Origin of the sequence: Amycolatopsis sp. NPDC051371 (assembly GCF_040682155.1) — a bacterium.
Classification (GTDB): Bacteria; Actinomycetota; Actinomycetes; order Mycobacteriales; family Pseudonocardiaceae; genus Amycolatopsis.
In genome coordinates, this window is the sequence record NZ_JBFBAG010000103.1 from 1 (window position 1) to 8007 (window position 8007).

Here is an 8007-nt window from a genome sequence, read left to right on the forward strand (position 1 = left end):
TGACGAGGTGGGTGAACCGGTCGGTGCGCAGTTGACGCAGGCGTTCTTCGTCCAAGTGCAGGTTGAACTCCGCGACGGTCGACGGCACGACGACGTAGAACACTGTTTCTCACTCACGACCAGCCACGGCAGACCGCCCTCAGGAGCGTCGGGCGATGACGTAGTGGGTCGGGAGGTTCAGGCCCGAGCCGTCGGCCAGTGTCTCCGTCGTTCGCAGCAAGAGTTCGCCGCCGTCGAGGATGGTGAAGCCCGCTACCTCGTAGACCGTCTCCAGTTCCGCTTCCCCGGCCGCCGGCTGCAGCCCGATGCCGAAGTAGATCGACACCCGCTCCAGCTTCGGGAGGTCGTTGGCGGGGTCGGCGATCAGCTGCTGCATGTACGTGTAGCTCGCCGGCGTCAGCTCCTGGTTGAACACGCACCCGCGCGCCCCGGCCAGCACCGCCAGGTTGCTTGCGCACGCCACCCGGCGATCCACCGGGAGCTGGTGGATCACGCCGGACAGGTAAATGTTCACGTCGCCGTTCCGCGCGCGGAACGCCGCAACCGCCGCGTCGTCGAGCACGTCGAGCAACTCGAACGTGACGTTGTCGCCGCCGTTCTCCGCCCGCGCCCGGTTCAGCGCGGCTTCGGCGATGTCGACGCCGACGACCCGGTCGTACAGCCCGGCCAGGTACTTCGTCTGGGTCCCGTTGCCGCAGCCGAGGTCGATCAGCGGGAGCGCCGGGTCGAAGTGCGCCTTGAACAGCTCGGCGTGCGCCGCCGCTCCGTCGGCCGGCTCGCAGTCCCAGAAGGCCGCGCCCGCGCGGTCCGGGAGGTCCTTCCAGTAGGCCTCCCAGACCTGCCCGTTCTTGTTCGCCATCGTGGGCTTCTCCCGCCGGGTCAGTTCTTCGGCCACGGGATTTCCGGGGCCGCGTAGTACTTCACGCCGAGAGCCGTCCAGCGCGGGCCTTGCGCGGCCAGCCGGGACGAGAACGACGTCCAGTCGCGGCTCGCCTGCGGTGACCAGCCGATCTCCGCGATGGCCGGCAGCCGGGGGAACGCGAGGTAGCGGACGTCGTCGAGGCTGCGCACGGTGTCCGTCCACAAGGGAGCTTCGACGCCGTCGATGTTCGAGTTCAGCGCGCCGGGCACCACCGCGGTCGGGTCCCAGCCGTACGCGGCCTGGACGCTGATGTCGCCCGCCCACTCCAAGCCGATATCGGCCGGGACGCCGGGGGCGTACTTCATGTCCAGGTAGGTGTAGACGCACGGCGCCATGATCAGCTTCGCGCCCTGCTGGCTGGCCTGGCCGACCTCGTTCTGGGTGCCGTCGTAGATCCAGAACTCGCCGGTGGCGCCCTGCGGCGGGGTCGCGGTGAGCATCTCCGCCCAGCCCAGCAGCTTCTTGCCGAGCTTGGCCACCATCGGCGCGATCTTCGCCATGAACGCCTGGTACTGCGCGTCGTCGAGGTCCTGGATCTCGTCGCCGCCGACGTCGAGGTAGCCGCCCGGGGTCAGGGCCGCGAGCTGGCCGAGCACGTCACCGATGAACTTGTACGTGACCGGCTTGTCGACGCACAGGTCCGAGCGCGGCGCGGGGGTGAGCCCGGTGTAGACCGGCCCGGCGACCCCGTCGCAGTTGAGCTCGGCGTACGACGCCAGTGCCGCGCCGAAGTGCGACGGCATGTCGATCTCCGGCACGATCGTGATGTGGCGGCTCTGCGCGTAGGCGACGATGTCGCGGTACTGGGCCTGCGTGTAGAAACCGCCGGGCCCGCCGCCGGAGCCGGTGCTCGCGCCCTTTGCGGTCAGGTTCGGCCAGCCGGTGATCTGCAGCCGCCAGCCCTGGTCGTCGGTGAGGTGCAGGTGCAGGTTGTTGACCTTGTACAGCGCGATGTCGTCGAGGTACTTCTTCACGTCGGCGACCGGCAGGAAGTGCCGCGCCACGTCCAGCATCGCGCCGCGGTAGGGGTACCGCGGGTAGTCCAGGATGTGGCCACCGGGCACCGTGAGGGTCCCGCCGAGCGAGGCGGGCAGGAGCTGACGCAGCGTCTGCACGCCGTTGAACAGCCCGGCGGGCTTCGCGGCGCGGATGGTCACGCCGGTCGCCGTGCTGTCGAGCTGGTAGCCCTCGGCGCCGACGCGGGGGTCCGCGCCGCCGAGCAGCAGCGAAATCCCGGGCAACGCCTTGGGGACGCCCGGGAGCGCCGGGGCGGGGATCACCGGGAGCCGGAACCGGGTCGCCGGGCGGAGCAGCCCGGCGAGGTAGTCGCCGACCTGGCGGGCGTCGGCGCCGCCGGAGGTGAACACCACCGTCGCCGGCCCGAGCCGGTAGCGGACGGCCGGGTCCGGCGTCACCGACACCGGGGCCGGCATGATCTGCTGGAGGGTGGATGCGGCCGTAACCGGCTGCGGTGCGGCGCCGGCGGGCACCACGGGGGCGAGCAGGCCGAGGAGGGAGAGGAGCAGCACCCCACGCCTGACACTTCGAGCGGTCATGAGCCGTCCATTGCGGATAGTGGTGAAGAGAGTGGCCCCTTTCTCTTAACGGCCTGGTGGGGCGCGAGTCCACCCGATCGGCCGACGTCTGGGGAGACTGCTAAGCCCCGTTACTCCGCACGCCGGAACAACTAAGGTTGTGAGCCGACAACCTTCCGTCACCGACTGTCAACCTTTGGCCGTTTTTGGGTGGGGGCCAGGTCCGTCAAGATCGAGTGGTACGCAATGCCACAGAAACGGGTGACGACCATGACCGAGACGCCGACCGCCGTCCACTACCGCGCCTACCTGCTCGCTTACGACCTCGAGAAGGAAGACCTGTACGACCGCACCCGCACGGCGTTCCTGACCCGCGCCGGCGTGCTGACGGAGCTGGCCTTGCGCGGCAACATCGCCGACGAAGACGGCGACGCCGTGCTGGTCAAGTCGGACCCGACCGGCGACCCGGTGCTCGACCGGCTGCTGGCGCAGATCGGCAACGAAAAGCGCAGCTGGAAGTCGTGGCTGCGGCACGACTACAAGGAGACCCTCGACGCGATCGAGGAGCAGCTCGTGGAGCAGAAGCTGCTGACGGTCCAGGAGAAGAAGGTCCTGGGCGTCGTCCCGAAGACCCACGTGACCGCCACCGACCCGGCGCTGGCCAAGGCGCTGCAGGAGCACGCCGTCGAGGTGCTGCACGCGTCGACCCCGGCCTCCCAGGTCGGCGCGGACGACGCCGCGCTCGTCGCGCTCGCCGCCGCCGGGACGGTGCCGAGCGTCGTCACGCGCAAGGAGAGCAAGGGCGAGTACAAGGACCGCATCGAGGAGCTGACCGACCGCGTCGGCGAGGTCGCCCCCGGCCTGGAGAAGGCGCTGCGCGGCATCCGGCTGACGATGATCGCCGCCCAGGGCGGTCTGGGCTTCAGCGGCTGACGCATCCCGCGTACGAAAGGACCCGGTGGCCTCGCGGCCGCCGGGTCCTTTCGCTTTCACTCTGGGAGCGGGTTCAGCCGAGTGCGGGCATGACCTTGTCCGCGAACAGGTTCAGCGTGCGGGACATCGTCTCCAGCGACTGGCCGCCGAAGTCGAGGTTCCACAGGATCACGTCCGGGCCCAGCACGTCACGGACCTCTTCGATGCGGCCCAGTACCGTGTCCGGCGAGCCGACGACGGCCTTGGCCTCCAGCCCGTCGGTCTCCAGGTCGAAGCTGGCCATCTGGCGCGCCATCGCGGTGTAGCCCTCGTACGCGGGCGACTCGACGTTGTGCCAGGACAGGATCGCCTCCTTGAAGGCGTTGAACGACTTCACCATGAATGGCACGGCCAGGTCGCGCGCCTCTTCGTCGGTGTCGGCGACCAGCAGCGGGATGCTCACCGCGAACTTCGGCTTGCGGCCGGAGTCGCCGTGCTCCTCCATGAAAGCGTTGCGGTACAGCTCGACGTACTCGCGCTTGCGGGCCATCTCGTTCAGCTGGGTCGAGCTGATGAGCAGGTTGAAGCCCTTGCGGCCGGTCCAGTCGAAGCTGGCCGGGGTCGCCAGGGCGGCCACCCACACCGGCGGGCCGGGCTGCTGCACGGGTGCGGGCAGCGAGTTCGCGTTCTCGTATTCGAAGAACGGCGTTTTCTCGGTGACGTCCTTCTCGTTCCACAGCCGCACGACGGCTTCGATCGTGGCGAGGAACCGTTCGCGGCTGGTGTCCATGTCGACACCGAAGGCCTCGAACTCGTACGGCAGGAACGCCCGCGCGAACCCGACGTCGAGACGGCCGCCGCTCATCACGTCGACCTGCGCGGCGTGCGCGGCGATCTGGATGGGGTGGTGGAACGAGGCCTGGATGCCGCCGGTCATCAGGCGGATCGACTGGGTGCGCGCGGCCACGGCCGACAGGAAAGCCAGCGGGCTGGGGGAATATCCGCCGTAGGAGCGCAGGTAGTGCTCGGTCATCTTGACGTAGTTCAGGCCGAGCCGATCGGCGAGCACACTGACCTGCAGCACATCCTGGAAGTACTGCGAGGCGGTCGTGGTCTCCGGGTCGCAGTCCGGCAACAGCGAGACGCCATACTCCACGTTCTGATACCTCCGGCGAATAGGGTGACGAGCCTGGATGGGCCGGCTGCCACCTTTTTCCACCCGCGCGACCCGCGACAGCCGCCCTAGCAAGCCAACCCTGGGGGAACTCTTAAAGAGTCCCGCGCCCGGAGCTGAGGTTTTGCCTAGAGACCCCATGCTAGTCCGGCGTTGCCCCCGAAGAGATGCGTAGCGTCGCGACAGCCGCTTCGGACACGTTCGTTAGGGGAATTCGGTGACTCTGGGGTATCTCTTCGGCGCGAACATCTCCGATCCCGACCCGGAGCACGGCGCGAACCTCTACGAGGCGTACCCGGCCATGCGCCGCTCCTACGAGCAGGTGCGCGACTGGACCGGCATCGAACCGCGCGCCCTGTTGCGCGGTGAGTTCGAACCCCGGAACGACCACGACCGCTTCAGCCTCGCCGGCATCCGGCTGGCCGCGCTGGCGTTCGGCATCCACGACGTGCTCGCCGAGTCCGACATCCACCCGAGCGTCGCCGGCGGGATCAGCCTCGGTGGCCTGGTCGCGAGCTCCGTCGCGGGTGCGGTGGACCGCCGGACGCTGTTCGACCTGCTGGTGCGCGAAGCGAAGACGCCGCTGCCGGACCCATCGCCCCCGGCGCAGGGCGCGGCCATCGCCTTCCTCCCGGTGACCGAGGACCCGACTTTCTACTACGGCGAACGACGTCCCGGGGTGTACCTCGGCGGCGACTTCGGCGTGCTCTCGAACGGCACCGCCCGGCTGCTCATGCTCAGCGGCACCGCCGAGGCCCTGGACAAGCTCGTCGCGCAGAGTCCGCCCGGCATGATCAGCGTCATCGACGGCCAGCCGTTCGCCGTGCACTCACCGCTGCGCCAGTACGCGACCGACTTCATGGCACCGGCGGTCACCGCGATGGCGGTCGCCGACCCGCGGATCCCGGTGTGCTCGTTCCTCGAGGAACGAGCGCTGACGACGGCCGACGAGGTCCGCGATCTGTTCCAGCGCAACAAGACCACGACGATGAGCCTGCCGCACGCGTGCACCGGGATGAAGGCCCAGGGCGTCCGGCTCGCGTTCGTCCTCGGCCCCACGCTGCCCGCCGGCGTCCTCGACTTCCCGTTCCCCGTCGTGCGCATCACCGAGCCGCACCACGTCACCGAAGCCATGACGGCGATCTACGACTACGCCGTCGACCTCGTCGCCCCCAGCGCGTGAACAAGGAGAGACCGTGAGCACCCGCACGCACGAACGTGCCAGCCTGACCGACCACTGGTTGTCCCTCGACCTCGACGCGTGGACGCGGCACGTGGTGCGGCGGCACTTCAACCCGGAGCTCGGCAGCCCCTACTGGCTCAAGCGGGCGACCGAGCTGTCGTTCGACCCGATGGACATCACGCGGTACGACCAGCTCGCCGAGTTCGGCCCGTTCCCGCCCGGCGACCTGCGCGGCATCGACCCCGGCGACCTCGTGCCCCGCACCGTGCCGCGGCCGCTGATCGGCCGCGTCTGGGAGTCCGGCGGCACCACCGGCGACCCGGTGCGCGTGTTCTACACCGAAGACATGATGACCCACCGCGTCGAATGGCGGCGCTGGTCGTACCTGTTCGACGGGTACCAGGCCGGCCGCACCTGGCTGCAGGCCACGCCGAGCGGGCCGCACCAGATCGGCAACGGCGCGATCGAGCTGTCCGAGCAGCTGGCCGGGCTCGTGTACGGCATCGACATGGACCCGCGGTGGATCAAGCAGCTCATCCGGGCCGGCAAGATGAAGGAGCTGGGGGAGTACACCGACCACGTGCTCGCGCAGATCGTCGACATCCTGCGCTCGCAGCACGTCCACTACCTCAACACCACGCCCGCGCTGCTGCAGAAGCTGATCGCGCGCCGGCCGGAGCTGGTCGCCGCGCTCGACGGCGTCCGCCTGGGCGGCACGCACATGAGCCCGCAGATGTACCAGGACTTCGTCAAGGCTCTGGACGGCGGGCTCGTGCGCTCGGGCTACGGCAACACCTTCGGCAACGCGGTCAGCCTGCACCCGGAGGACGGCGGCGCCATCCTTCCCTACGCGCCGACGTACCCGCAGGTGACGATGTCCGTCGTGGATCCGGAAGACTTCAAGACGACTGTCGACAAGGGACAGTCGGGCCAGCTGAAGCTGACCGTGCTGCACGAAGACCTCTTCCTGCCCAACCTGCTGGAGCGCGACGAGGCGACCCGCTACGACACCAAGGGCGAGTGGCCGGTCGACGGCGTCTTCAACGTGCGCCCGCTGCAGGTGAGCCAGGCCGCGCCGGAAGGGCTCTACTGATGCCGCCGAAGGTGGTCGTCATCGGCGCCGGGGTCATCGGTGCCTCGGTGGCCTACCACCTCGCCCGGCGCGGAGCGCGCGTGCACTGCGTCGACCGCGCGGTCCGGCCCGCCTCGGGCACGACGGAGATCGGGTTCGCCACCGCGACGGCGTACCGGCGCTTCCCGAAGTCGTACTTCGAGCTGAACCAGGCGGGCATCGCCGAGCACGCGGCGCTGGCCGGGGAGTTCGCGCCCGCGCCTTGGTGGCACCGCACCGGGACGGTCGCCTGGACCGACGACGAGTCGTTCGCCGGCTACCTCGCGCAGCTCGCCGAATGGGGCTGCCCGGTCGACCGGTACGCCGGTCCCGACGCGGCCGGGGCACTCGGCTCCTCGGTCGCCTTCCCCGCCACGGGCACGGTCGCCGTGCTGCCGGCCGAAGGCTGGATCGATGCGGTCGCGTTCACCCGGCACCTGCTGGACCAGGCCGTTTCCCTCGGCGCCACACTCGAACTGAACGCCGAGGTGACGTCGGTGTCGCCCGACGGTGTCAGGCTCGCGGACGGCCGCTCGATCGAGGCCGACGTCGTGGTCAACGCCGCAGGCTCGGCCGCGGACGAGATCGGCGCGCTGGCCGGCGCCCGCCCGTTCCTCGGCCCGCCGCGGCGCAGCCTGATCGCGCACCTGCTGGTCGACGGCGACCCGCTCGAGTACATCCTGCGCGCCCCCGAGGTCAGCATCCGCCCGGACGGGCCCGGCCGCGTGGTCCTGCGCTCGGACCGCGTCGACCGCGGACTGCCCCCGCTCTCGGGCGCACCGGACCCGGAGTTCGTGAAGGACCTCCTGGATCGGGCGGCGAAGGTGGTGCCGTTGCTGGGCACGGCGACCGTGCGGACGGCCGAGGTGGTCGACGCGCGCTGCGCCCGCGATGAGCTGCCGAGCGTCGGGCCGTTGTCGGCGGTGCCGGGTTACTACGAGGCCGTCGCGAGTGCTGGGATCACGCTGGGACCGCTGTTCGGGCGGGCGCTGGCCGGCCGCATCGTCGACGGTGTGGGCGACGAGCTGGTCGACGTCTTCAGTCCGGATCGCTTCGGTGCCGGGGGTCGTGAGTGAACTGCTCGTCGGACCGCTCTACCGCGGGGCGGAGGTGACGGTGAAGTGAGGGGCCTGCTCGCACCGCTGATCAAGCTCGGCGTCTTCGTGGTCG

7 protein-coding genes are annotated in these 8007 nt (G+C 69.9%); 4 read left to right on the plus strand and 3 right to left on the minus strand.

Annotated features, from left to right (window positions below; translation table 11 throughout):
- Positions 1 to 139 precede the first annotated feature (139 nt).
- Together AB0M59_RS53215 and AB0M59_RS53220 are read right to left on the minus strand one after the other, a co-directional pair.
- Positions 140 to 895, minus strand: coding sequence for a class I SAM-dependent methyltransferase (locus AB0M59_RS53215; protein WP_364631993.1), 756 nt, complete (start codon positions 893 to 895; stop codon positions 140 to 142).
- Positions 880 to 2478, minus strand: coding sequence for a beta-N-acetylhexosaminidase (locus AB0M59_RS53220; protein WP_364631996.1), 1599 nt, complete (start codon positions 2476 to 2478; stop codon positions 880 to 882). Before AB0M59_RS53220 ends, AB0M59_RS53215 begins: the two co-directional genes overlap by 16 nt.
- Positions 2479 to 2727: 249 nt before the next feature.
- On the opposite strand from AB0M59_RS53220, the gene AB0M59_RS53225 reads away from it, so the two are divergent.
- Positions 2728 to 3390, plus strand: coding sequence for a GPP34 family phosphoprotein (locus tag AB0M59_RS53225; RefSeq protein WP_364631999.1), 663 nt, complete (start codon positions 2728 to 2730; stop codon positions 3388 to 3390).
- A gap of 73 nt (positions 3391 to 3463) precedes the next feature.
- Here AB0M59_RS53225 and AB0M59_RS53230 read toward each other — a convergent pair whose 3' ends face one another.
- Positions 3464 to 4525, minus strand: a complete 1062-nt coding sequence (locus AB0M59_RS53230; RefSeq protein WP_364632002.1) for an LLM class flavin-dependent oxidoreductase — start codon at positions 4523 to 4525, stop codon at positions 3464 to 3466.
- A 235-nt stretch (positions 4526 to 4760) separates the two neighbouring features.
- Between AB0M59_RS53230 and AB0M59_RS53235 the strand changes: the two genes are divergently transcribed.
- The 3 genes from AB0M59_RS53235 to AB0M59_RS53245 are packed head-to-tail and all read left to right on the plus strand — an operon-like array spanning position 4761 to position 7913.
- On the plus strand, positions 4761 to 5726 hold the full coding sequence (locus AB0M59_RS53235; protein WP_364632005.1) for a hypothetical protein: 966 nt from the start codon (positions 4761 to 4763) through the stop codon (positions 5724 to 5726).
- A gap of 13 nt (positions 5727 to 5739) precedes the next feature.
- Complete coding sequence (locus AB0M59_RS53240) at positions 5740 to 6819, plus strand: hypothetical protein (protein WP_364632007.1); 1080 nt, start codon at positions 5740 to 5742, stop codon at positions 6817 to 6819.
- A complete protein-coding gene (locus tag AB0M59_RS53245) occupies positions 6819 to 7913 on the plus strand; it encodes an FAD-dependent oxidoreductase (protein ID WP_364632010.1) in 1095 nt (364 codons plus the stop codon). Before AB0M59_RS53240 ends, AB0M59_RS53245 begins: the two co-directional genes overlap by 1 nt.
- Positions 7914 to 8007: the final 94 nt, after the last annotated feature.

What these genes read in the sequence shown, in the direction of transcription:
- AB0M59_RS53220 (WP_364631996.1), bottom strand. Translation starts at nt 2,478, where the DNA reads ATGACCGCTCGAAGTGTCAGGCGTGGGGTGCTGCTCCTCTCCCTCCTC.
- AB0M59_RS53225 (WP_364631999.1), top strand. Translation starts at nt 2,728, where the DNA reads ATGACCGAGACGCCGACCGCCGTCCACTACCGCGCCTACCTGCTCGCT.
- AB0M59_RS53245 (WP_364632010.1), top strand. Translation starts at nt 6,819, where the DNA reads ATGCCGCCGAAGGTGGTCGTCATCGGCGCCGGGGTCATCGGTGCCTCG.